The organism is Paracidovorax citrulli (assembly GCF_900100305.1).
Lineage (GTDB): Bacteria > Pseudomonadota > Gammaproteobacteria > Burkholderiales > Burkholderiaceae_C > Paracidovorax > Paracidovorax citrulli.
Genome location: NZ_FNEY01000013.1, coordinates 101,946 through 123,341 on the forward strand (window position 1 = coordinate 101,946; position 21,396 = coordinate 123,341).

General features: G+C 70.1%; 20 protein-coding genes and 2 pseudogenes. 11 read left to right on the plus strand and 11 right to left on the minus strand.

What is annotated here, in order from left to right:
* The first annotated feature begins 209 nt into the window (after positions 1-209).
* The 3 genes and pseudogenes from tauA to BLR99_RS11045 all read left to right on the plus strand — a co-directional run bounded on the left by tauA (position 210) and on the right by BLR99_RS11045 (position 3,031).
* Positions 210-1,256: pseudogene (gene tauA, locus BLR99_RS11035) on the plus strand (taurine ABC transporter substrate-binding protein).
* A 58-nt stretch (positions 1,257-1,314) separates the two neighbouring features.
* Positions 1,315-2,124: a taurine ABC transporter ATP-binding protein gene (locus BLR99_RS11040; RefSeq protein WP_011793239.1), complete on the plus strand. Its 810-nt coding sequence runs from the start codon at positions 1,315-1,317 to the stop codon at positions 2,122-2,124.
* Positions 2,117-3,031 carry an ABC transporter permease subunit gene (locus BLR99_RS11045; protein ID WP_041827171.1) on the plus strand — a complete coding sequence of 305 codons (915 nt, stop codon included), beginning with the start codon at positions 2,117-2,119 and terminating at the stop codon, positions 3,029-3,031. The genes BLR99_RS11040 and BLR99_RS11045 overlap by 8 nt, the downstream gene beginning before the upstream one ends.
* Positions 3,032-3,068: 37 nt before the next feature.
* Here the strand turns inward: BLR99_RS11045 and gstA are convergent, their stop codons facing one another.
* The 3 genes from gstA to BLR99_RS11060 all read right to left on the minus strand — a co-directional run bounded on the left by gstA (position 3,069) and on the right by BLR99_RS11060 (position 4,632).
* Positions 3,069-3,677, minus strand: coding sequence for a glutathione transferase GstA (gene gstA / locus BLR99_RS11050; RefSeq protein WP_011793241.1), 609 nt, complete (start codon positions 3,675-3,677; stop codon positions 3,069-3,071).
* A gap of 103 nt (positions 3,678-3,780) precedes the next feature.
* A complete protein-coding gene (locus tag BLR99_RS11055) occupies positions 3,781-4,044 on the minus strand; it encodes a YkgJ family cysteine cluster protein (RefSeq protein WP_011793242.1) in 264 nt (87 codons plus the stop codon).
* Positions 4,045-4,050: 6 nt separating this feature from the next.
* On the minus strand, positions 4,051-4,632 hold the full coding sequence (locus BLR99_RS11060; RefSeq protein ID WP_011793243.1) for an NADPH-dependent FMN reductase: 582 nt from the start codon (positions 4,630-4,632) through the stop codon (positions 4,051-4,053).
* Positions 4,633-4,921: 289 nt separating this feature from the next.
* Between BLR99_RS11060 and mnmG the strand changes: the two genes are divergently transcribed.
* From mnmG to BLR99_RS11090, 6 genes are read left to right on the plus strand one after another with little or no spacing between them, the layout of a single operon-like run.
* Positions 4,922-6,889, plus strand: coding sequence for a tRNA uridine-5-carboxymethylaminomethyl(34) synthesis enzyme MnmG (gene mnmG / locus BLR99_RS11065; RefSeq protein ID WP_017438504.1), 1,968 nt, complete (start codon positions 4,922-4,924; stop codon positions 6,887-6,889).
* Positions 6,886-7,617 carry a 16S rRNA (guanine(527)-N(7))-methyltransferase RsmG gene (gene rsmG, locus BLR99_RS11070; protein WP_011793245.1) on the plus strand — a complete coding sequence of 244 codons (732 nt, stop codon included), beginning with the start codon at positions 6,886-6,888 and terminating at the stop codon, positions 7,615-7,617. The genes mnmG and rsmG overlap by 4 nt, the downstream gene beginning before the upstream one ends.
* A gap of 29 nt (positions 7,618-7,646) precedes the next feature.
* Complete coding sequence (locus tag BLR99_RS11075; RefSeq protein WP_011793246.1) at positions 7,647-8,261, plus strand: LysE family transporter; 615 nt, start codon at positions 7,647-7,649, stop codon at positions 8,259-8,261.
* A 45-nt stretch (positions 8,262-8,306) separates the two neighbouring features.
* Entirely contained in the window at positions 8,307-9,077 is a 771-nt protein-coding gene (locus BLR99_RS11080; protein ID WP_011793247.1) for a ParA family protein, read from the plus strand.
* A gap of 23 nt (positions 9,078-9,100) precedes the next feature.
* Positions 9,101-9,643 (plus strand): RBBP9/YdeN family alpha/beta hydrolase, encoded by a 543-nt coding sequence (locus BLR99_RS11085; protein ID WP_041827172.1) that lies wholly within the window; start codon positions 9,101-9,103, stop codon positions 9,641-9,643.
* Positions 9,644-9,672: 29 nt separating this feature from the next.
* Entirely contained in the window at positions 9,673-10,614 is a 942-nt protein-coding gene (locus BLR99_RS11090) for a ParB/RepB/Spo0J family partition protein (RefSeq protein WP_011793249.1), read from the plus strand.
* Between the two features lie 115 nt (positions 10,615-10,729).
* Here BLR99_RS11090 and BLR99_RS11095 read toward each other — a convergent pair whose 3' ends face one another.
* The 8 genes from BLR99_RS11095 to BLR99_RS11130 form a co-directional block, all read right to left on the minus strand.
* Complete coding sequence (locus BLR99_RS11095; protein ID WP_011793250.1) at positions 10,730-11,716, minus strand: lysylphosphatidylglycerol synthase transmembrane domain-containing protein; 987 nt, start codon at positions 11,714-11,716, stop codon at positions 10,730-10,732.
* Positions 11,717-11,726: 10 nt separating this feature from the next.
* Entirely contained in the window at positions 11,727-12,158 is a 432-nt protein-coding gene (locus tag BLR99_RS11100; RefSeq protein WP_011793251.1) for a GtrA family protein, read from the minus strand.
* The gene (locus BLR99_RS11105) at positions 12,155-13,516 is read right to left on the minus strand and encodes an NAD(P)/FAD-dependent oxidoreductase (protein ID WP_011793252.1); all 1,362 of its coding nucleotides are present in this window, start codon (positions 13,514-13,516) and stop codon (positions 12,155-12,157) included. The genes BLR99_RS11100 and BLR99_RS11105 overlap by 4 nt, the downstream gene beginning before the upstream one ends.
* Positions 13,516-14,457, minus strand: coding sequence for an NAD-dependent epimerase/dehydratase family protein (locus BLR99_RS11110; RefSeq protein ID WP_011793253.1), 942 nt, complete (start codon positions 14,455-14,457; stop codon positions 13,516-13,518). The genes BLR99_RS11105 and BLR99_RS11110 overlap by 1 nt, the downstream gene beginning before the upstream one ends.
* A gap of 51 nt (positions 14,458-14,508) precedes the next feature.
* Positions 14,509-16,275 carry a hypothetical protein gene (locus BLR99_RS11115; RefSeq protein WP_011793254.1) on the minus strand — a complete coding sequence of 589 codons (1,767 nt, stop codon included), beginning with the start codon at positions 16,273-16,275 and terminating at the stop codon, positions 14,509-14,511.
* Positions 16,276-16,287: 12 nt separating this feature from the next.
* The gene (locus BLR99_RS11120) at positions 16,288-17,052 is read right to left on the minus strand and encodes an SDR family NAD(P)-dependent oxidoreductase (protein ID WP_011793255.1); all 765 of its coding nucleotides are present in this window, start codon (positions 17,050-17,052) and stop codon (positions 16,288-16,290) included.
* Positions 17,053-17,123: 71 nt separating this feature from the next.
* The gene (locus BLR99_RS11125; RefSeq protein ID WP_046060707.1) at positions 17,124-18,431 is read right to left on the minus strand and encodes an FAD-binding oxidoreductase; all 1,308 of its coding nucleotides are present in this window, start codon (positions 18,429-18,431) and stop codon (positions 17,124-17,126) included.
* The gene (locus BLR99_RS11130; protein WP_074687167.1) at positions 18,425-19,894 is read right to left on the minus strand and encodes a UbiA family prenyltransferase; all 1,470 of its coding nucleotides are present in this window, start codon (positions 19,892-19,894) and stop codon (positions 18,425-18,427) included. The genes BLR99_RS11125 and BLR99_RS11130 overlap by 7 nt, the downstream gene beginning before the upstream one ends.
* 194 nt (positions 19,895-20,088) lie before the next feature.
* On the opposite strand from BLR99_RS11130, the gene BLR99_RS11135 reads away from it, so the two are divergent.
* Both BLR99_RS11135 and BLR99_RS11140 read left to right on the plus strand, forming a co-directional pair.
* Complete coding sequence (locus tag BLR99_RS11135) at positions 20,089-20,853, plus strand: class I SAM-dependent methyltransferase (protein WP_046060705.1); 765 nt, start codon at positions 20,089-20,091, stop codon at positions 20,851-20,853.
* A 115-nt stretch (positions 20,854-20,968) separates the two neighbouring features.
* Positions 20,969-21,396 (plus strand): annotated as a pseudogene (locus BLR99_RS11140) (peptidoglycan-binding protein); the annotation flags it as partial.

Genomic DNA, 21,396 nt, shown 5'->3' on the forward strand with positions numbered 1-21,396 from the left:
GCGTTTGCGCTTTTCCTGCAGTGGGACTGCGCCGCGACGGGATATGCGAGTCGTGCTAGCAAAATCGCAGCAACCGGCGGCGCACCGTGCCTTCTCCGGGACGGCTCGCTTATCTGTTTTCCGCATGAGCATGCGCGCAAACGGCGCTTAGCTGCCGGAAAAGAGATTCCTATGATGGGTACAACCAATCCAGCAAAGGGGTTATCCAGATGCCATTCCCGCCGGGCCAGAGCACACCATCCAACCGCCGCCGCGCCCTGCAGGGCGCGGCCCTGGTGCTGGCAGGCAGCCTGCTGTGCGGCGTCGCCACGGCGCAGGCGAAGAAGGAAGTGGTGATCGGCTACCAGGACATGGTCGTGCCCTGGCGCCATGCGCAGGAGACCAAGGAGGTCGAGCGCCGCACCGGCTACCACGTGACCTACCGCAAGCTGGGCAGTGGTGCCGAGGTGGTGCGCGCGCTCGCCTCGGGCGCCATCCAGATCGGCGAGGCGGGCTCGTCCCCCATCGCGGCGGCGCTGTCGCAGGGCGTGCCGATCGAAGTCTTCTGGGTGCTGGACAACATCAACGACGCGGAGGCGCTGGTCGCGCGCAACGGCTCGGGCGTGAATTCGCTGGCCGACCTGAAGGGCAAAAAGATCGGCCTGCCTTTCGTCTCCACCACCCACTTCCATGCGCTGGTGGCGCTGCAGGACGCGGGCGTCGACCCCAAAACGGTGGACATCTTGAACCTGCGGCCGCCGGAGAACCTGGCCGCCTGGGAGCGTGGCGACATCGACGCCACCTTCGTCTGGGACCCGGTGCTCGCCAAGGTCAGGCAGAGTGGCAAGGTGCTCGTCACTTCCGGGCAGATCGCGGCGAAGACCGGCAAGGCCACGTTCGACGCACTGGCCGTGAACCAGGAGTTCGCACGCGCGCACGATGCCTTCCTCACGCAGTTCGTGCAGGTGCTGGCCGATGCCGATAAGGCCTACACCGCTCACAAGGCGGCGTGGACGGCGGATGCCGCGCCCGTGAAGTCGATCGCCAAATGGTCCGGTGCCCAACCCCAGGCCGTGCCGGCCAGCCTCGCGCTCTATGCGTTCGTGCCGCCGGCCGAGCAGGCCGGACCGCAATGACTGGGCGGCGGGAAGGAGTCGGGCGTGGCGAAGTCACTGGCAGCTACGGCCGCCTTCCTGAAAGAGCAGGGGACGGTGCCATCCGTGCTGCCCGATTATTCGGTGGGCGTGAACCCGGCGTGGGTGCGGCGTGCGCGCTGAGCCGTCCGTGCGAGCCGCAGGGGTGGGCGGCGCTGCTGGCCGCGGGGGCGGGGGCGCATTGTCCCTGCGTGACGTGAGCGTGCGCTACGCCGGCACGGATCAGCCCGCGCTGCAGGGCGTCGATCTCGATATCGCCGCGGGCGAACTGGTGGTGGCGCTGGGAGCCTCCGGATGCGGCAAGACCACGCTGCTGAACTGCATGGCCGGCTTCACCGAGCCCTCCGCCGGAAGCATCCTGCTGGATGGCCGGCCGGTGACGGGGCCGGGCGCCGAGCGCGGCGTGGTGTTCCAGAAACATGCCCTCATGCCATGGCTGAACGTGATCGACAACGTGGCGCTGGGCCTGCGGCTTCGCGGTGTTTCACGTGAAACGCGCCAGCGCCTGGCGGGCGAGCGGCTCGCCCAGGTAGGTCTGGAAAGCTTCGCGCAGGCGCCCGTCTGGCAACTCTCGGGCGGCATGCAGCAGCGCGTGGGCATTGCCCGTGCCCTGGCCAGCGACCCGCAGGTGCTGTTGATGGACGAGCGGTTCAGCGCGCTGGATGCGTTCACGCGCCAATCGCTGCAGGAGTTGGTGCTGCGGCTGTGGCAGGGCACGGGCAAGACGATTTTCTTCATTACGCACGACGTGGAAGAGGCGTTGTTCCTCGCCTCCCGCCTGATCGTGATGGCGCCGCGCCCGGGCCGCATCGCGCGGCAGCACGGGCTGGATTTCAACCGGCAGTTCCTGGCGGGCCGGCCCGCCCGTGCGGTGAAATCCAGCTCGGCTTTCATCGACGGGCGTGAGCGTGTTCTGGACGAGGTGGCGCCATCGCTGGCCCCGCAGGCAGCGGCCCGGCAACCGGAGCACGTGGAGCATGTCCATGCCTGAGGAAGCGTTGATGCCGTCGCTCCCCGGCATGGCGGCGCAGCCCCGGCGCGAGGCTGCTGCGCCGGGTCCGACCCTGGCGCCTGCGGAGGCCGCCCCGTCGCCCGCCTTGCGGGCCGTTGCCCCGTACCGCCTGCCTGGCCAGGGGCCGAGCCGGGGCCTGAGCGTGGCCTGCGTCGCCGCATTCGCGCTGCTGTGGTGGCTGGCCACGCAGTTGCAGTGGGTCAAACCGCTGTTCCTGCCCGCACCCCAGGCCGTGCTGCTGGCGCTGCGCGATGCCTGGGAAGGGCGCATCCAGGGCGGGGAACCCCTGTGGCGGCACCTGCAGTGGAGCGCGATCCGGGTCTTCGGCGCTTTCGTGCTCGCGGCCCTGACGGCGGTTCCCGTCGGCATCGCCATGGGGGTGAGCCGCGTGGCGCGCGGCGTGTTCGATCCACCCATCGAGTTCTACCGGCCGCTGCCGCCGCTGGCCTACCTGCCGCTCATCGTCATCTGGTTCGGCATCGACGAGACGGCCAAGATCCTGCTGATCTACCTCGCCTGCTTCGCGCCCATCGCGCTGGCAGCGCGGGCCGGAGTGCGCAGCGCGAGCGTGGAGCAGGTCCATGCCGCGCTGTCGCTGGGCGCGAGCCGCTGGCAGCTGGTGCGGCACGTGATCGTGCCGGCGGCACTGCCCGAGATCCTGGTGGGGCTGCGCATCGCCATCGGTTTCGGCTGGACGACGCTGGTAGCCGCGGAAATGGTGGCGGCAACGGTGGGCATCGGTCAGATGGTGCTCAATGCCTCGAACTTCCTGCGCACCGACCTCGTGGTGGCCGGCATCCTGGTGATCGGCCTGGTGGCCTGGACATTCGATCTGGTCATGCGCTGGGTGGAGGCCCGCGCAGTGCCCTGGAAGGGACGGGCCTGAACGCGGGCCCGTCCTGTTCCTGCAAGCCTGGGAAGGCTTACTTCTGCAGGCCCTCTGCCTTGAGGGCGGCCTGCACGGCCGGGCGGGAGCCCACGCGTGCCAGATAGGCCTGCAGGTTCGGCAGGCCGGACAGGTCCACGCCCACGTGCTTGCCCCAGCCGCTGACGGTGAACAGGTAGCCGTCCGCCACGGAGAAGTGCTCGCCCGTCAGCCATTCCCTGCCGGAGAGCTGTTCGTCCACCCACTGGAAGCGCGACATCAGCTTCTCGCGCACGATGGGTTTGTACGCATCGGGCGTGTTGGGCTGGAACAGCGGGCTGTGGCCCTTGTGCAGTTCCGTGCCGATGAAGTTCAGCCATTCCTGCAGGCGATAGCGCGCCAGCGTGCCGTTGGCCGGCGCCAGGTTCTTGTGGGGCGCCTGGTCGGCGATGTATTGCACGATGGCGGGGCCTTCGCGCAGGCGGGTGCCGTCGTCGAGTTCCAGCACCGGCACATAGCCGAGGGGGTTGATGGTATAGAAGTCGGTCCCGTCCTGGAGCTTGTGGCTCTTGGTGCTCGCGAGCACGGGGGTGAAGGCCAGGCCGGCCTCGTGCAGGGCGATGTGCGGGGAAAGCGAGCAGGCACCAGGACTGTAGTAGAGCTTCATGGTCAGGTTGTGAAGGCAGTGGAACAAGCCTGCCATGCTATAGCGAAGCGGAAATCCGTGCTGTCGGCCTGCGAGCCGACGCACAGGGCGGCCACCCCGGCCGTCACGCAGGCAGGGTGGCGGCTTCCAGCCGGCCGAGCCAGACCAGGGCATGCTCCCTGCCGGGGCCGCACATGTCTTCGGAGGGCCGCAGGGATGCGCAGACCGCCGGCCGCTCGGCGCTGCCGAAAATCCGGCAGCGCAGCTGGCTGTCGAGCTGGACGCAGGGAACCCCGGCAGGCTTGCCGGAGGGCATGCCGGGGATGGGGCTCGTGATGGAGGGGGCGATGCAGCAGGCGCCGCATCCCGGCCGGCATGCCAGGGCCATGGGCGGTCAGGTACCCAGGCGGCCAGCGGCCCAGAGCACCTGGTCCACGACGGCGCGCACGCGGCCGTGGTGGGCGGCATCCACGAAACCGTCCTGCGCGTCGAAGGCGCTGCCCGCATGCCCGAGGGCGAAGGCCTGCGGTGCCAGCCAGCACTCCAGGTTGATGAGCAGCGGGGCCAGCTGGCTTTGCGACCGCAGGCCGCCCAGGCCGCCCGGCGAGGCGCTCAGCATGCCCACCACCTTGCCGCGGAAGGGCAGGGTGCCGTCGCTCCACACCGGGTGGCCCGCCACCGGGCTGGAGGCCCAGTCGATGGTGTTCTTGAGCAGCGCGGTGTAGCTGCCGTTGTATTCGGGCGAGCACACGATCCAGCCTGCGTGGGCATGCAGGATCTCCTTGAGCCGCACCACGTCGGCGGGGGTGCCTCGTGCCTCGAGGTCCGCGTTGTAGAGCGGGATGTCGAAGTCCGACAGCTCCAGCAGCGTGGTGTCCGCGCCCGCGGCGTGGGCGATGTCGGCGGCGGCGCGCGCCAGCCGGCGGTTGAGGGATTGCTGGCGGGTGCTGCCCGCGAAAACGAGGATTTTTGGCATGGCCGCATTGCAACACACCGCCGGGACAGGAATCCTGCAAGCAGTGTTCCACGTGAAACATCGGGGCGGACACCCCGCCCGTGCCCGGGGCGTTCCGCCCGAGGGTGGCGCGCGCATGGCCGAAGTGGGAAAATCCCCGCCTTTCCCCAATCACCCATCCGCTGACCCGGATTCGGTGGCCCCGGCCTGTTGCCGGTGCCAGCAGGGTCAAGGTGTGCGCCGGAGGCCCGGTGTGCGCCCCTTATCGGTAACGGGCCGCCCCCTCGTCCGAGGTCCCGGAGCAGTTTGCATGTTGTACCCCCAGGAATTTGATGTCATCGTCGTCGGCGGAGGCCATGCCGGCACCGAAGCCGCATTGGCCGCTGCCCGCATGGGCAGCAGGACGCTGCTGCTCACCCACAATATCGAGACGCTGGGGCAGATGAGCTGCAACCCCAGCATCGGGGGCATCGGCAAGGGCCATCTCGTGAAAGAGGTGGACGCGCTCGGCGGTGCCATGGCGCTGGCGACGGACGAGGGCGGCATCCAGTTCCGCATCCTCAACAGCTCCAAGGGCCCGGCCGTGCGTGCCACGCGCGCGCAGGCGGACCGCATCCTGTACAAGGCCGCCATCCGCCGCATGCTGGAGAACCAGCCCAACCTGTGGCTCTTCCAGCAGGCCGTGGACGACCTGATGGTGGAGGGCGACCGGGTGGTGGGCGCCATCACGCAGGTGGGCATCCGGTTCCGGGCCCGCACCGTGGTGCTGACCGCGGGCACCTTCCTGGACGGCAAGATCCACGTCGGCCTGAACAACTACTCCGCCGGCCGGGCAGGGGACCCGCCCGCCGTGTCGCTCAGCGCGCGCCTGAAGGAATTGCAGCTGCCCCAGGGCCGGCTCAAGACCGGCACGCCGCCGCGCATCGACGGCCGCAGCATCGATTTCAGCCAATGCGAGGAACAGCCCGGTGACGGCATGCCCGGTGGCGTGAACGAAGGCACCCTGCCGGTGTTCAGCTTCATGGGCAGCACGGCGATGCACCCGCGCCAGGTGCCGTGCTGGATCACGCACACCAACGAGCGCACGCACGAGATCATCCGGTCGGGCTTCGACCGCAGCCCCATGTTCACCGGCAAGATCGAAGGCGTGGGGCCGCGCTACTGCCCCAGCGTGGAAGACAAGATCAACCGCTTTGCGGACAAGGACAGCCACCAGATCTTCCTCGAGCCGGAAGGGCTGACCACGCACGAGTTCTATCCCAACGGCATTTCCACCAGCCTGCCGTTCGACGTGCAGTACGACCTGGTGCGCTCGATGCGCGGCCTGGAGAACGCCCACATCCTGCGCCCCGGCTACGCCATCGAATACGACTACTTCGACCCGCGATCGCTCAAGAGCAACTTCGAGACACGCCAGATCCAGGGACTTTTCTTCGCCGGACAGATCAACGGCACGACGGGCTATGAGGAAGCCGCCGCGCAGGGCCTGTTCGCGGGCATCAACGCCGCGCTGCAGTGCCGCGGCGAATCCGCATGGCTGCCGCGCCGTGACGAGGCCTACCTGGGCGTGCTGGTGGACGATCTCATCACCAAGGGCGTGACCGAGCCCTACCGCATGTTCACCAGCCGGGCCGAATTCCGGTTGCAGCTGCGGGAGGACAACGCGGACATGCGGCTGACCGAGGCCGGGCGCCGCATGGGCCTGGTGGACGACGCGCGCTGGGATGCCTTCAGCCGCAAGCGCGATGCGGTGGCCCGGGAAACCGAGCGCCTGAAGTCCACCTGGGTGAATCCCCGCAACCTGCCTGCCGAGGAGTCGGCCCGGGTGCTGGGCAAGTCCATCGAGCATGAATACAACCTGTTCGACCTGCTGCGCCGGCCGGATGTCACCTATGACGCGCTGACGGGCATGGACGGAGGCAAGTACGCCAGTACCGCTGTTTCACGTGAAACACTCGGTGAGCTGAGCGCGCCGGTGATCGAGCAGGTGGAGATCGCCGCCAAGTACGCGGGCTACATCGACCGCCAGAAGGACGAGGTGCAGCGCGCCTCCTATTACGAGAACCTGCAGCTGCCCCAGGAGCTGGACTACATGCAGGTGGCGGCACTGTCGATCGAGGTGCGCCAGAAGCTGCAGAAGCACCGGCCCGAGACACTGGGCCAGGCCTCGCGGATTTCCGGGGTGACGCCGGCCGCGGTATCGCTGTTGCTGGTGCACCTGAAGAAGGGCGGCTTCCGGGGCTTCACGGCCCAGCAGGCTGACGAGGTGGCCGCGTGACGGTGGCTGCCGACGCTTTGTCGGCACCTCTGCGTGCAGGGGCGGAGGCCCTGGGCCTGGATCTGTCGGAGGCCCACCTGGGGCAATTGCTGGAGTTCCTGGCCCTGCTGCAGAAGTGGAACCAGGTCTATAACCTGACGGCGGTGCGTGATCCGCAGGAGATGCTCACGCACCACCTGCTCGACAGCCTCGCGGCGGTGGCGCCGCTGCAGCGCCATCTCCGGGGGATGCAGGACCTGCCGGGCAGCGCGGGCGATGGCGCCAAGCTGCGCCTGCTGGATGTGGGTTCGGGCGGTGGCCTGCCGGGCGTGGTGTTCGCCATCTGCTGTCCCGCGCTGGACGTGAGCTGTGTGGATACGGTGGCCAAGAAGGCGGCCTTCATCCAGCAGGCCGCCGTGTCGCTGCGGCTGCGCAACCTGCGAGGCATCCATGCGCGTGTGGAAAACCTGGCGGGGCCGTTCGACGTGGTGAGCTGCCGGGCGTTCGCCTCGCTGCCGGATTTCGTGGCGTGGTCGCAGGCGGCTATCGCCGCGAACGGCGTTTGGCTGGCGATGAAGGGCCGTGACCCGTCCGATGAAATCACCGGACTGCCTCCCATCGCGGAAGTGTTCCACGTGGAACAACTCGCCGTGCCGGGCCTCGACGCCGAACGGTGCATTGTCTGGATGCGGCCGCGAAAGGGTGCCGAAGCCGGCGCGGATGGCGTGGGCGGTCCAGCCCTGCCTTAAACTCCCGCTTCCAATTTTCGGGGGTGCTGATGTTTGGCATTGCGGACTACGGCGCATTCGTCGCCGCCATCCTGTTGTTCCTGGCCATTCCCGGCCCGGGCAATCTGGCGCTTGTCACCTCCACCGGCAAGGGCGGCGTGCGCGCCGGGATGGCGGCCACCCTGGGCGTCATCGCGGGTGACCAGGTGCTGCTGTGGATGGCGGTGGCCGGCGTGGCCGCGATGCTCTCCGCGGTGCCGGCGGTTTTCCATGCGGTGCAGTGGCTGGGTGCCGCCTACCTGGCCTGGATGGGCGGGCGCATGCTGCTGGCCCGGCCCGGTTCGGCACCAGTCATCGCCATCCAGCCCCGGCACTACTTCCGCCAGGCCGCGCTCATCACGCTGCTCAACCCCAAGGCCATCATGTTCTACATGGCGTTCTTTCCGCTGTTCGTCGATCCGGCCCGCCACCGCGGCCTGTTGACCTTCGGCGTGATGGCCGCCACGATCGCGGTGCTCTCGTTCTTCTACGGGCTGGGCGTGGTGCTGCTGACGCACCGCATGGCCGAGCGCATGCGTGCCCGGCCCGCGCTGGGCCGCGCGCTGGAGCGTCTGGCGGGCACGTTCCTGATCGGTTTCGGCATCAAGCTGGCCGTGGCCCGCTGACCCTTCCCCACCTACTGGCTGCAAGGCCCCATCCCTTCCATTCCCATGGCCAAGATTTTCTGCATTGCCAACCAGAAAGGCGGCGTCGGCAAGACGACCACCTCCGTCAACCTCGCCGCAGGCCTCGCCAAGGTGGGCCAGCGCGTGCTGCTGGTGGACCTCGATCCCCAGGGCAATGCCACCATGGGTTCGGGGGTGGACAAGCGCGCGCTCGAACTCACCGTCTATGACGTGCTGCTGGAATCGGCCTCCGTGCAGGAGGCGGCGGTGCTGTCGGAGCAGTGCGGCTACCGCGTGCTGGGCGCGAACCGCGAACTGGCGGGCGCCGAGGTGGAGCTGGTGGCCCTGGAGCAGCGCGAGCGGCGCCTCAAGAGCGCCCTGGCGCCGGTGGACAAGGATTTCGATTTCATCCTCATCGACTGCCCGCCGAGCCTCTCGATGCTGACGCTCAACGGCCTGTGCAGCGCGCACGGGGTGATCGTGCCGATGCAGTGCGAGTACTTCGCGCTCGAGGGCCTGACCGACCTCGTCAACACGATCAAGCAGGTGCATGCCAACCTGAACAAGGACCTGCAGATCATCGGCCTGCTGCGCGTGATGTTCGATCCGCGCATCACGCTGCAGAGCCAGGTCAGCGAACAGCTCAAGGACCATTTCGGCGACAAGGTGTTCGACACCGTGATTCCCCGCAATGTGCGCCTGGCGGAGGCGCCGAGCTACGGCCTGCCGGGCGTGGTATTCGACCCGGGCGCCAAGGGCAGCCAGGCCTTCGTGGACTTCGCGCGCGAGATGGTCAAGCGCGTCAGGCGCATGTGATCGGTTGCTATCAAATGAATAGCATGAATCCCGACGACGTGCTCATCCTGCCGGGCTGGCAGAACTCCGGACCCGACCACTGGCAGAGCCGCTGGGAGCGCCGCTACGGCTACCGCCGCGTGGAGCAGCACGACTGGATGCGCCCGCTGCGCGGCGACTGGTCGGCGCGGCTGGAGGACGTGGTGGGCGACGCGCCCCGGCCGGTGGTGCTGGTGGCGCACAGCCTGGGCTGCATCCTCACGGCCTGGTGGGCCGCCCACACGCGGCATGCCGGCAAGGTGCGCGGCGCGCTGCTGGTGGGGCCTGGCGACGTGGAGCGGCCCGACATCGCGGCGCTGCTGCCCGGCTGGACGCCCGTCGCGCGCGCCGCGCTGCCGTTCCCCGCGGTGCTCGTGGGCAGCCACGACGACCCCTATTGCTCACTGGAACGCGCCCGGGCGATGGCCTCGGACTGGCATGCGCGCTTCGTGGATGCGGGGGCGCGTGGCCACCTGAATGCCGACTCGGGGCTGGGCGACTGGGACGAGGGGCATGCACTGCTCGCTCCCTGGACGGAAACGCGCTGAATCTTCCACTTTCATTCGGATCACATCGCATGGCAACCAAGAAACCCAAGGGCCTCGGACGCGGCCTCGAAGCGCTGCTCGGCCCCAAGGTCGCGGAGGCGGCCCCCGGCGCCGAAGGCGGCGCATCCACCGCCGCCGCCCCCGGCGCGCCGTCCACCCTGGCGCTCGACGAGATGGTGCCCGGCATCTACCAGCCCCGCACACGCATGGACGAAGGCGCGCTCTACGAGCTGGCCGAGAGCATCAAGGCCCAGGGCATCATGCAGCCCATCCTGGTGCGCCGGCTGGCGCAGGGCGAGAACGCGGGCCGCTACGAGATCATCGCCGGCGAGCGGCGCTTCCGGGCCGCGCGCATCGCGGGGCTGGCCGAGGTGCCGGTGCTGGTGCGCGAGGTGCCCGACGAATCCGCCGCGGCGATGGCGCTGATCGAGAACATCCAGCGCGAGGACCTGAACCCGCTCGAAGAGGCCCAGGGCCTGGCGCGCCTGGTGAAGGAGTTCGGCCTGACGCACGAGCAGGCCGCGCAGGCCGTGGGCCGCTCGCGCAGCGCCGCGAGCAACCTGCTGCGCTTGCTGAACCTCGCCGAGCCGGTGCAGACCATGCTCATGGCGGGCGATATCGACATGGGCCACGCCCGCGCGCTGCTGTCGCTGGACCGCGCCGCGCAGATCACGGCGGGCAACCAGATCGCGGCGCGCAAGCTGTCGGTGCGCGAGGCCGAGGGGCTGGTGAAGAAGATCGGCGCGGAATTCAGTCTGGCGCCGCAGAAGGCGCGCAAGGAGGGCAAGTCGCGCGACCTCAAGCGGGTGGAGGAAGAACTCTCCGACCTGCTGATGGCCGAAGTGGAGGTGCGGGTGAAAAAGCGCGTGAAGCGCGGCGGCCGCACCGAGGAGGTCGGCGAGCTGGCGATCCAGTTCGGCTCGCTGGAGGCCCTCAATGGTCTCATAGAGCGCTTGCGCGGCGAGGGTTGATGCCTAGGGTGCGTCGCGGGGTTTCGGGGCCTTGCAGAGGCCTTTGAAGCCTTCTGCGCTTTTCGGGCGGCGCCCCTGCAGCAACCGGGCGGGCCCTGGCGCGGTTTTCTTTTCTCTACGTTTTCCGGCGCGCAGGGGTGGCCCGCTCCCCGGCCGGCAGGACGGTGGCGACGCCGGCCGAGGGGCGGCGTTCCAGCCAGCCGATGGCGGCGAAGCCGCAGGCCACGGCCACCCACAGCGTGGCGAAGCGGATGCCCACGGCCGCGAGCGCCGCGGTGCCCAGCGGCACGGCGTGCAGCGCCAGCAAGGCCACGATGGTGGCCTCGGTGGTGCCGATGCCGCCCGGCAGCATCGATGCCGCGCCGGCCAGCATGGCCGTCGGGTAGGTGGACAGCGCCGCGCGCAGCGGCAGCGCGATGTCCAGCCCTTGCAGCAGCCAGGCGAACGATGCGGCGATGATCATCCAGGCGGCCAGGCCCAGGCCGAAGGAGACGGCCATGTCGCACGGTGTCAGCCAGAGGCGGCAGCCTGCCAGGCCGAGCGCGAGCATGCGGCCGGCGCGCGCCGTGCGGCGCCATCCCGTGGCCCGCATGCGCGCGGCCAGGCGCCGCAGCCAGCGGGGCCGGGCCGCCACCGCGGCGACCGCGCCGATCAGCCCCGCAACGAAAGCCAGCACGATGCCGAACAGGCGGCCGGAGGGCACGGCCAGCGCGGCCAGCAGCGCCACCGTGAGCAGATCGAACGCGCGTTCATAGACGAAGGCCGAGAGCGTGCGGGCCGCCGGCACGCCCCAGCGCGTGAAGTAGCGGGCGCGCACCAGCTCGCCCACCTTGCCCGGCGTGGCGGTGAAGGCGAAGCCTGCCAGGTAGCCCGCGAACCCCGCCACGGCCGGTACGCGGTGCCCCGCCCGGCGCAGCAGCCAGCGCCAGCGCGCATAGCGCAGCGCATAGGAGGCGAACGCCACGGCCGCCATGCCGGGCATCCACGCCGCCACGCGCGGCAGCTGCGCGAAGACCTGGTTGCGGGCGTCCGCCCAGACCAGGGCCGCCACGTAGGCGGCCGTGCAGGCCAGGGCGGCGGCGACGGCGGTGCGGGGATGCATGGCCGGTGCGTCAGCCGGTGGGGCCGCGCCGTGGCGGCTGTTCCGCGAAGGACCAGCGCTTGTGGCCCAGGTAGCTCGTGAACACCGGCACCACCACGCCCACCGCGTGCGCGATCTCCGGCGCGAAGGCCGTGATGCCGAGCGCGGGCAGCACCCATTGGAGCAGGGCCATGCTCACGGCCCAGGTCTGCGCCACGGCCAGCAGGTTCACCAGCACGAAGAACATCGCCGACTTGTGCGTGGACTGCGTGCTCGCCTTGAAGACGAAGGCGCGTGCCAGTACGAAGGCGGTGCACATGCCCACGCAGTAGGCCGCGATCACGGCGGCGGAGAACGGCATCCAGTGGCTGAACGCGATGCGCGAGCCGAAGTTGGCGAGCGCCGCCACCCCGCCCGTCACCAGGAAGGCCAGGAACTGCCGGGAGCGGAAGGCCGCGATCACGGGCGAGAGCCTGTGGCAGCCTGGGCTGCGTCGCGCGCCATGCGGCGGCCGAAGCCGATGCTCTCGGAAATGCAGCGGTCCTCGGGGTAGTAGTAGGACGTATCGGCCACCCACAGGCCCTGCACCGGCAACTGCACGGGCGGCAGGCTTTCCAGGTAGTTGGGCGGGCAGATCGGCTGCGCGTAGCGGTAGCGGCTCGCGCGCATCGCGAGGAAGTCGCTATCCTGCAGCGCGGGATTGATGGTGCGCAGGTAGCGCTTCACCTTGTCCAGGAAGGCCTGGTCGGGCTCGGCGTACTTGGGGTGTTCGCCGGGCATGTAGAACGGCACATAGACGATGGATTCCGGCAGCGGGCGCAGGTTGCTGTATTCCACCAGGCCCGGGATGTCCATCTCCGGGTCGTTCACGTTGAGCCAGAAGTTCTCGGTGAGCGGCTTGCGCAGCTTGGCGATCACGCAGACCACGGCGATGTTCTTCAGCGCCGCGAAGCGCGCGAGCACGTCCTGTGGCAGGTCCGGCATCAGGCGCGGCACGAAGGGCAGGGGCACGGTGCTCACCACCTTGTTGAAGGCCTCGAAGCCCTGCGCCGTCTCCACGCCCTGCACGCGGCCCGCCTCCATGCGCACCCGGGTCACGGGTGTGGAGAGGCGGATCTCGCCGCCGTGCGCGCGGATGTCCGCGGCCATGCCATCCAGCAGCGTGGCGGAGCCGCCCTCCAGGTGGCCGAGCTTTTCCTGCATGAGGCTGTAGCGCGAGCGGCCGATGCGGCGGATGCGGCTCCAGATCCAGGCGGCCGAGAGGTTGCCCGTGTGCTCGTAGAACTTGTACTCGAAGAGGCGGCGCCACAGCACCTCGTAGGCCTCCGCGCCCACCCAGCGGCGGATCCAGCCCGTGGCCTCGACGCCGTCGAGCGGCTTCCAGTCGTCCCGCCTGGTGGAGAGGAAGGCATGCAGGCCGTAGCGGAACTTCGCCACCAGCCCCAGGCCCTGGAAGCGCAGCAGCGCCACCGGGTTGCCCCAGGCCTGCAGGCGCTTCTGGAACCAGTAGCCCATGCGCGTGGCGCGCCAGCGCATTTTGTCGGCCAGGCCGAGCTCATCCAGCACCTGCAGGAAGTCGTGGTCCGAGGTGCAGTGGAAGTGGTAGTAGCGTTCGATCGGCAGGCCGTCGAAGTCGAACATCGCGGTCATGCCGCCCACGCGGTCGTCGGCCTCGAACACCACGGGCCGGTGGCCGTCGCGCGCGAGCTGGTAGGCCACGGCCAGGCCCATGGGGCCTGCGCCGAGCACGGCGATGCGCTGGCCGCGAGCCATGGCGGAGTCGGCCGCGGACGTGGCGGAAGAGAAAGCAGCGGCGTTCATCAGAACTCCAGCACCACGCGGCTGTACTCCGGGTGGTGGAAGGTTTCGTGGATGGCCTCGGCGAAGGGCGTGGCGCGCACGCCGAAGATGCCGGGCCAGTCGATCACCTCGAACTCGTCGTGTGCCACGAGGGCCTTGAGCTGGTCGGCGGTGAAGGGCGGGTCGCGGTCGAAAAGCGCCCACACTTTCAGGAGCATGTAGAAGAGCCCGTAGGGGATCTTCACGATGGCGGCTTTCGCGCCCGTGGCGGACTTGATGGTGCGGATGATGTCGATGTAATCCACCTTCTCCAGCCCGGTGATGTTGAACACGCCGCCCACCCGGCGCTCCTCGATGCAGCGCACGATGATGCGGCAGAAGTCCGCCGCGTAGAGCGGCTGGCGCATGTAGCGGCCGCTGCCGGGGATCGGGAACACCGGCACCTTGCGCATGAAGCGCGAGAGCCAGCCCAGGTGCTTGCGGTCGAACCAGCCGAACATCAGCGTGGGCCGCAGCACCACGCAGGGGATGCCGCTGGCCAGCACCATCTCTTCCTGCGCGCGCTTGGTATCGGTGTAGTGGTCCTTCGCCACCGACTCCACCACCGAGGAGCTGATGTGCACGGTGTGGGGAATGCGGTGCCGCTGGATGAGCGCCAGGATGCGTTCGGTCGAGGTGAGGTTGTTGCGCACGAAGGGCTCGGCCTGCGGCGCGCCGATCTGCGCCTGCAGCATCACCACCGCGTCGGCGCCCTCGAAGTGCCGCTCCCAGTCGCCGGGCTCGGCGAGATCTGCCAGCTCGGCGACGATGTCCGGGTGCATGCGGCGCAGGATCTCCAGGTTGGCGGCGTGCTTGTCGAGCACGACGAGATTCGCGTAGCCATGAAGCTTGAGGTGCGCGACGAGGTTCTGGCCCACGAGGCCGGCGCCGCCGGGCAGGACGATCTTGGTGGTGTGCTGCATGGAAGAGGGGGGATGCATCGGGATCGAAAATCGTGGAAGGACGGCGTCGCGTCAGGAGGCCGGCACGGGGGGCGCCAGCACCAGGGCGGCCGAGCAGGGCGTGCCGGGCGCCTGCAGCGTGACGGCGGGGGGCAGTTGCCCCGACGCCGGCACCTGCAGGTAGGCCGTGAACATGAGGTAGCGCCCGAACGGGCCGGGCGCATGGGCGGGTGGGGTGCGCTTGCGCCAGCGGTCGGGCAGGCCGTAGCCGACCACCGTGCCGTCGGCGCCGACGAGGCGCACGGCCTCGAAGGGCGTGCGCCCGGGCTCGGGCAGCAGCCCGCCCTGCACGCGCACGAAGCGGGGCTCGCCGGGCAGGGTTTCCACCTGGTCCACGAAGGCATGGCAGCGGGCGGGCACGGCCTCGGCCTTTTCGCCCAGCGCATGGGTGGCGTCCACCAGGGCCGGGCGGCCGAACACGCCTGCGCCGATGGCCGTGGCTCCGCGGACAAGTCGTGCGCCGTACTGTTCGTTCCAGATCAGCATGCCGATGCGCCGCGTGTCATGCACGCCCATCTGCAGTGCCAGCGCGCCGGTCATGCGCATGTGCTGTTCGGCCTTGCGCCCCGTGTCGCTCATCTGCACCACGAGCATTTGCGCCAGCAGGGCGATGAGCAGCACATGCATGACCACGCGTGCCGCGCCGCGCAGCGCGACGAGGCGCGGCGCGTACAGGATCGCCAGGGCGGCCCATGCCATCACGGTCGGCGTGGTGTAGCGGCTCGACAGCGCGCTTTCGAGGCCGAAATGCACGCGGCCCCCGCTGGTCGCGAACGCGAGACCGCCGATGTAGGCGACGAAGGTCAGCAGCGCCAGGTCCAGCCGGTGCGCACGGGGATCGCGCAGGGCGCGCGGCAGCGGGGCCAGGGAGAGCAGCACGAAAAGCACCCCGAAGGCCTGGCTTAGCGGAGTCCACGACGGCGAATGCTGCTTCAGCACGAAATGCTGGAAGGGGGATCCGAGGTAGACCAGGATATAGGAGAGCATGTCCAGCGGGCGGTCCCGCAGCTTGGAAAACACGCCGCCATGGTCGGAAGGAGAGGTGTAGCCGACCGCATAGGCGCCTGCGCAGACCGCGGCAAGCACCGCCAGGATGGCCGTGCGCCGCCAGCCGAGCCGCGTGACGGCGGCATAGAGCACCATCATGGGCAGTGCCATGACGCCGTTGGCCATGGTTCCCACGCTGAGAACCCCGATCGTGCAGGCCGCGGGAAACCATCCGCGCGCCGAGGGGGCGCATGCGGCGCGGTAGAGGCAGTAGAAGCCCGCCAGGGGCAGCAGCTGCGCCAGGAAGAACTGGCCCTGGTTGGCCCAGGCCAGGTTTTCCTTCTGCACCCAGGAAAACAGCCAGAGGGCCAATAGCGTCGCGCCGAAGAAGCGGGACCTGCCGGACATGGCGGGCAGGCGGGCCCGCAGGAAGACCACGAACACCGCCAGGCCGCAGCCGACGAGCACGTAGTTCATGATGATCAGGAAGACCTGCTGGCCGCCGAACCAGGTGTATTCCATCCAGAACAGCGCTTTGGGAAGCACGAGCCGGTGCTCGTTGACCTGCCGCCACCAGGCGTCCCAGCCGACGCCACGGTGCACATCGATATAGAACTCCAGTGCTGCGGCCCACATGTCCCAGATGGGGACCGGCGTGAAAGTGCGCCAGGCGGATACCGCCGTGGCAAGCGCGTACACGGCGGTGAACACCATCAGCAGCGCGAACGGTATGCGCTGCCGCCAGGTCCGCCGGGCCGGCGGGGTGGAGGAAAGGGACTCGTCGTTGGTCATCTGGGGCGATGGTCAGATCTTCATGCGGTGGAACACGGCGCGGGGCAGGTGGCGGATCACCAGCATGATGAGCGCCCACTTCGCCGGGGCATAGACCACCGGGGCGCCGCGCGCCATGCCGCGCACGATGGCGCCGGCCACTTCCTCGGGGGTGGCCAGGCGTGCGCCCTGGGCCTTGAGGTGCGCGGTCATCGGGGTGTCGGTGGGGCCGGGCTTGACCAGGGTCACGCGGACCCCCGTGCCCGCGAGCCGGTGCTGCAGGCCCTGGGCGTAGCGCTCCACCAGGCCTTTCGCCGCGCCGTAGACGTAGTTGGACTGGCGGCCGCGGTCGCCGGCCACCGAGCCGATGATGCCGATGCGTCCGCGCCCCCGGGATTGCTGCGCGCCGGCGAAGGCCTCGGCCCAGAGCGCGGGGGACAGGCCGTTCACTTCCAGCGCCTGCCGTGCCGCCGCGAGATCGGCTTCGCAGGCCGGCTGGTCGGGCAGGTTGCCGTGCGCGATGAGCACGAGATCGGGCACCCCGTCCGCGCAGACGCCGCGCACCGTGCCGGCGATCGCCTCGGGCTGCAGCATGTCGGCCGCGATGGCCTCGATGCGGGTGCCAGGCTGGCGCACCTGCAGGTCCGCCGCCACCGAGGGCAGCCGGGCGCCGTCGCGTCCGATGAGCACCAGCCGGTCCACCCCGCCGGCGGCGAGCCAGAGCCGGGCGCACTGGTGCGCGATGGCCGAGGTGGCGCCCACGATGGCGATGGTGCGGGGGGAAGAGGTATCGGGCATGGCGGGCGATGGGTTGGTGCCGTTGGCGGAGCGGGCGGAAAAAGAGGGGAGGGCGCGGAATGCCCCGGCGGTCAGTCGCCGAGCAGCCGCAGCGACATGGCGGAGCGGATGCGGGGGTCGCGGTAGGGCAGGAATTCAGGCAGCCGGGGATAGCCGGCCTCGAACAGTGTGCGCGGCATGCGCGCGTCCTTGGCCGCATAGAGCCGGCCGCCCGCCGAAGCCACCACGGCATCGAGGCGTTCGAAGAGCCGCAGCGTCGGCTCGCCCAGGTTGGGGAAGTCCAGGGCGAGGGTGACGCCGGGCATGGGAAAGCTCAGCATGCCCAGGGGCCGGCGCTGCCCGAAGGTCTTGAGCACCCCCAGGAACGAGCCCTGCCCCGATGCCGCGATCTCGCGCAGCAGCGCGGCCACGGCGTCCTCGCCGCCTTCGCGGGGGACGACGCACTGGTACTGGTAGAAGCCCCGGCGGCCGTAGATGCGGTTCCACTCCAGGAGGTTGTCCAGCGGGTAGAAAAAGGGTTCGTAGTGCTGCAGCGCCCGGCCCGCCCGCCGCTTGTGCAGGTGGTAGTAGGCGGTGTTGAAGGGCCGCAGGCTCCAGCGGTTGACCAGCGAGACGGGAGGAACGAACGGCACGGTGCGCTTGCCGCCCCGGGGCTCGGGAGGCGGCTTCGCCACCGGGCCGGGCACGTGGTTGCCGCGCATGAAGATGCCGCGCGCATCGGCACCGGCGAGGCAGTCGATCCACGAAACCGTGTATTCCCATCCGGCTTCCGAGGCGTCCGCGAGGGTGAAGAACTCCCGCAGGCTGCCGTAGGGCAGCGTTTCGGTATCGAGCCACGGGCCGGCCACCCTGCGCAGCCGCAGCGTGGCCTGCGTGACCACGCCCGTCAGGCCCAGTCCGCCGACCGTGGCGCAGAACCAGTCGGGCCGCAGGTCGGGCCCGCAGCGCACCAGCAGGCCGTCGGTGCGCAGCAGGTGCAGCGCCAGCACGTGGTCGCCGAAGCTGCCGTGGACGTGGTGGTTCTTGCCATGGACATCGTTGGCGATGGCGCCGCCCACGGTGGCGAACTGCGTGCCGGGCGTGACGGGAAGCATCCAGCCGCGCGGGATGAAGGTGCGCTGGATGTCGCGCAGCAGCACGCCGGCTTCGCAGGTGAGTTCGCCCGTGGCCTCGTCCCAGGCGATGAAGCGGTCCTGCCCGCGCGTGGCCCAGAGTGTGCCGCCAGGGTTCAGGCAGACGTCGCCATAGCTGCGGCCCATGCCGTAGGCCAGGCCGTGCTGGCCGGCCGGCAGCGGCAGCCGCGCGGGTGGATGCTCCGACAGCGCGCGCAGCGCATGCTCGGCCGCCCGCAGCCGGCCCCAGGAGTGCACTGCTACCACGGCCACCCCGGTCCCGTGGCGGCGGCCGCGAGCGCCGCCACGAACACCGCGCCGGCCACCAGGCTGGCGCGATCCTTGAACGCGAAGACGAGCGGATCGTCGTGCATCTGGCCGCGGGCGGCCTGCAGCCACATCCAGCTCACCCAGAAGGCCAGCGCCGGCACCGCGATCCAGATCAGGCCGGGCGAGCGGTACATGGTGAACACGGTGTCGCTGTTGAGGTAGAGCGCCAGCACCACCACGGCCGTGTAGCCGGACGCCACGCCCAGGCTCTGCACGATGGGGGCGTCGGACGTGAGGTAGCCGCGCCCGTGGGCCTGGGTCTTGCCGGCGGCCTGCTGCATCAGCAGCTCCGCATAGCGCTTCACGAAGGCGAGGGACAGGAAGAGGAACCCCGAGGAGGCGATCAGCCAGAACGAGAGCGGCTGCGCGACGGCCGCAGCCCCCGCCACGACGCGCAGGGTATAGAGCACGGCGAGCGCCACGCAGTCCACCAGCGCCCAGCGCTTGAGCACCAGCGAATAGGCCCACGTGGTGGCGAAATACACCAGCAGCCACCCGAGGAAGGCCGGCCCCGTGGCCCAGGCCAGCCACAGGCTCGCGCCGGCGAGCACGGGGACGAACGCCACGCCCTGCCATGCCGGCAGCGTGCCCGCGGCGAACGGCCGCAGCCGCTTGCGGGGATGCTGGCGGTCGCTTTCGAGGTCGAGCAGGTCGTTGGCCAGATAGACCGAAGAGGCGCACAGCCCGAACGCGAGGAAGGCCACGAAGAGCTGCATCCAGGCCGCGCCGTCGCCCACGCGGTGGGCCGCCAGCAGGGGCACGAACAGCAGCAGGTTCTTCATCCACTGGTGCAGGCGCAGCGCCCTGCGCCATGCGGACGCGCCGGCCGGGGCCGGAGGGAAGCTGCGCTGCACGTTGCCCTGGGCTTCGGCCCGGCGCGCCACGGAGCCCTGCGCATTGACCACGATGGCCGCGCGGGCGGCCTTCCACACGGGCAGGTCGGCATGTGAATTGCCAGCGTAGTCGAAGCCGCGCTCGCCGAAGGCCCGCACCAGCGCGCCGGCTTTCGCGGGACCGGCGAGGTTGGTGGCGCCGTCGCTCGCCATCACCGCGTCGAAGCAGCCCAGGTGCGCAGCGACGGCGTCGGCCAGTCCCTGGTCGGAGGCCGTGCACAGCACGACGCGCCGCCCCGCCGCACGCTGCTCCCGCAGCCATGCGACGAGCCGCTGGTTGTAAGGCAGATGGGCGACCGGGAGGTCCACCTGCTGCGCGATGCGCCGCTTGAGGGCCGCCTTTCCCCCCGCGAGCCACACCGGTAGCGCGAGCGCCTTCCAGGGTGCGTCGCGCACCAGCTGCAGGGCGCTTTCGTGCAGCATGTCGGTGAGCAGCAGCGTGCCGTCGAGGTCCACCACCAGGGGCAGTGCGTCGGCGCATGGCGATGGTTGGGAGGACGGACGCACGAAAGCCCCTGGACGGTACGGAGATCTGAAAAGACCGGAGCCGGGGCTCCTGGACCGGTGGCGAATGTTAAAAAATGGAACGGGGATTGTAGGAGGGTCCGGCGCGGGGGCGGCCGCTTGCCGGGCTCTCTACACTGCGCGGCATGCGGACCGCTTCGCGATCCCTTTTTCCGTTCGACGACGAGACGCGTTCCATGCCGATACCGCTGCCCTGGCCCCTTCCCGCCCTCCTGGCCTGGGCGGCCGCATGGCTGGCCTTCGCGCTGCTGCGCGGCGTGGCCGGTGTGCCGTGGTGGGGCGCCTGGCTCGCGGGCTGCGTGGTCGGCGTGCTCGCCAGCCTCGGGGGCTCCACCCGCTGGCGGCAGGGTTTCATCGCTGCCGGCTTCCCCCTGTCCTTCCTGGCGGCGGGCGCCGCGCAGGTGCCCGCCTGGGCCTGGCTCGCGCCGCTGGGCGTGCTGCTGCTGGTCTATCCCCTCAATGCCTGGCGCGACGCGCCGCTGTTCCCCACCCCGCAGGGCGCTCTCGGCGGCCTGGCGGCGGCGGCTCCGCTCGCACCCGGCGCGTCCGTGCTCGACGCGGGCTGCGGCCTCGGCCATGGACTGCACGCACTGCGCCGCGCCTACCCGGCCGCGCGGCTGGAGGGCCTGGAATGGAGCTGGCCGCTGCGCTGCCTGTGCGCGCTGCGCTGCCCGTGGGCACGGGTGCGGCAGGGCGACATCTGGCGCGCGTCCTGGAAGGGCTACCGGATGGTCTATGTGTTCCAGCGCCCCGAGAGCATGGCCCGCGCGGCGGCGAAGGCCCATGCCGAGATGGCGGCGGACGCATGGCTGGTCAGCCTCGCCTTCGAAGTGCCCGGGGCCGTGCCCGAGGCCGTGCTGCGGCCCGCGGTCGGCCATCCGGTCTGGATCTACCGGGCGGGTAGTCTGCCCCCTGAGCGCGGGGATGCCCCGGCGCTATGATCCGGCGCCGCCACGCGAAGGGGTGCGCTGCCTCAACGGTCCCTGCGGCCTGAAAGGCGCCGCCGGGCGCGGCGCCCTCCATTCCCCTGTGTTTATCCCGAAAGGAATTCCTTCCATGTCCCAGAAGACCTTCACCCTGCTGGCGGTGGCCTGCGCCGCGGCCCTGCTGTCGGGCTGCGAGACCACGAACATGCGCATGGGCAGCGCGGAGTCGAAGACGGTGGCGACGGGCGCGGCGGCCGGGGAGTCGTCGGCGAACGCGAACACGCAGCTGGAGCGCTGCGCCTCGCCGCTGGGCACGGTGTCGCTGGTGGAGAACCAGGACGCGGGCTGGTACACGATCCTGCGCAACGAGTACCGGCTGCCGCCGACGTCGAACCTGCTGCGCCTCCTGATCCAGCAATCGAACTGCTTCGTGGTGGTCGAGCGCAGCATGGCGGGGATGGGGGCGATGAACCGCGAGCGCGCGATCATGCAGTCGGGCGAGATGCGCGGGGGCAGCAACTTCGGGCAGGGCCAGATGGTGGCGTCGGACTACGGGCT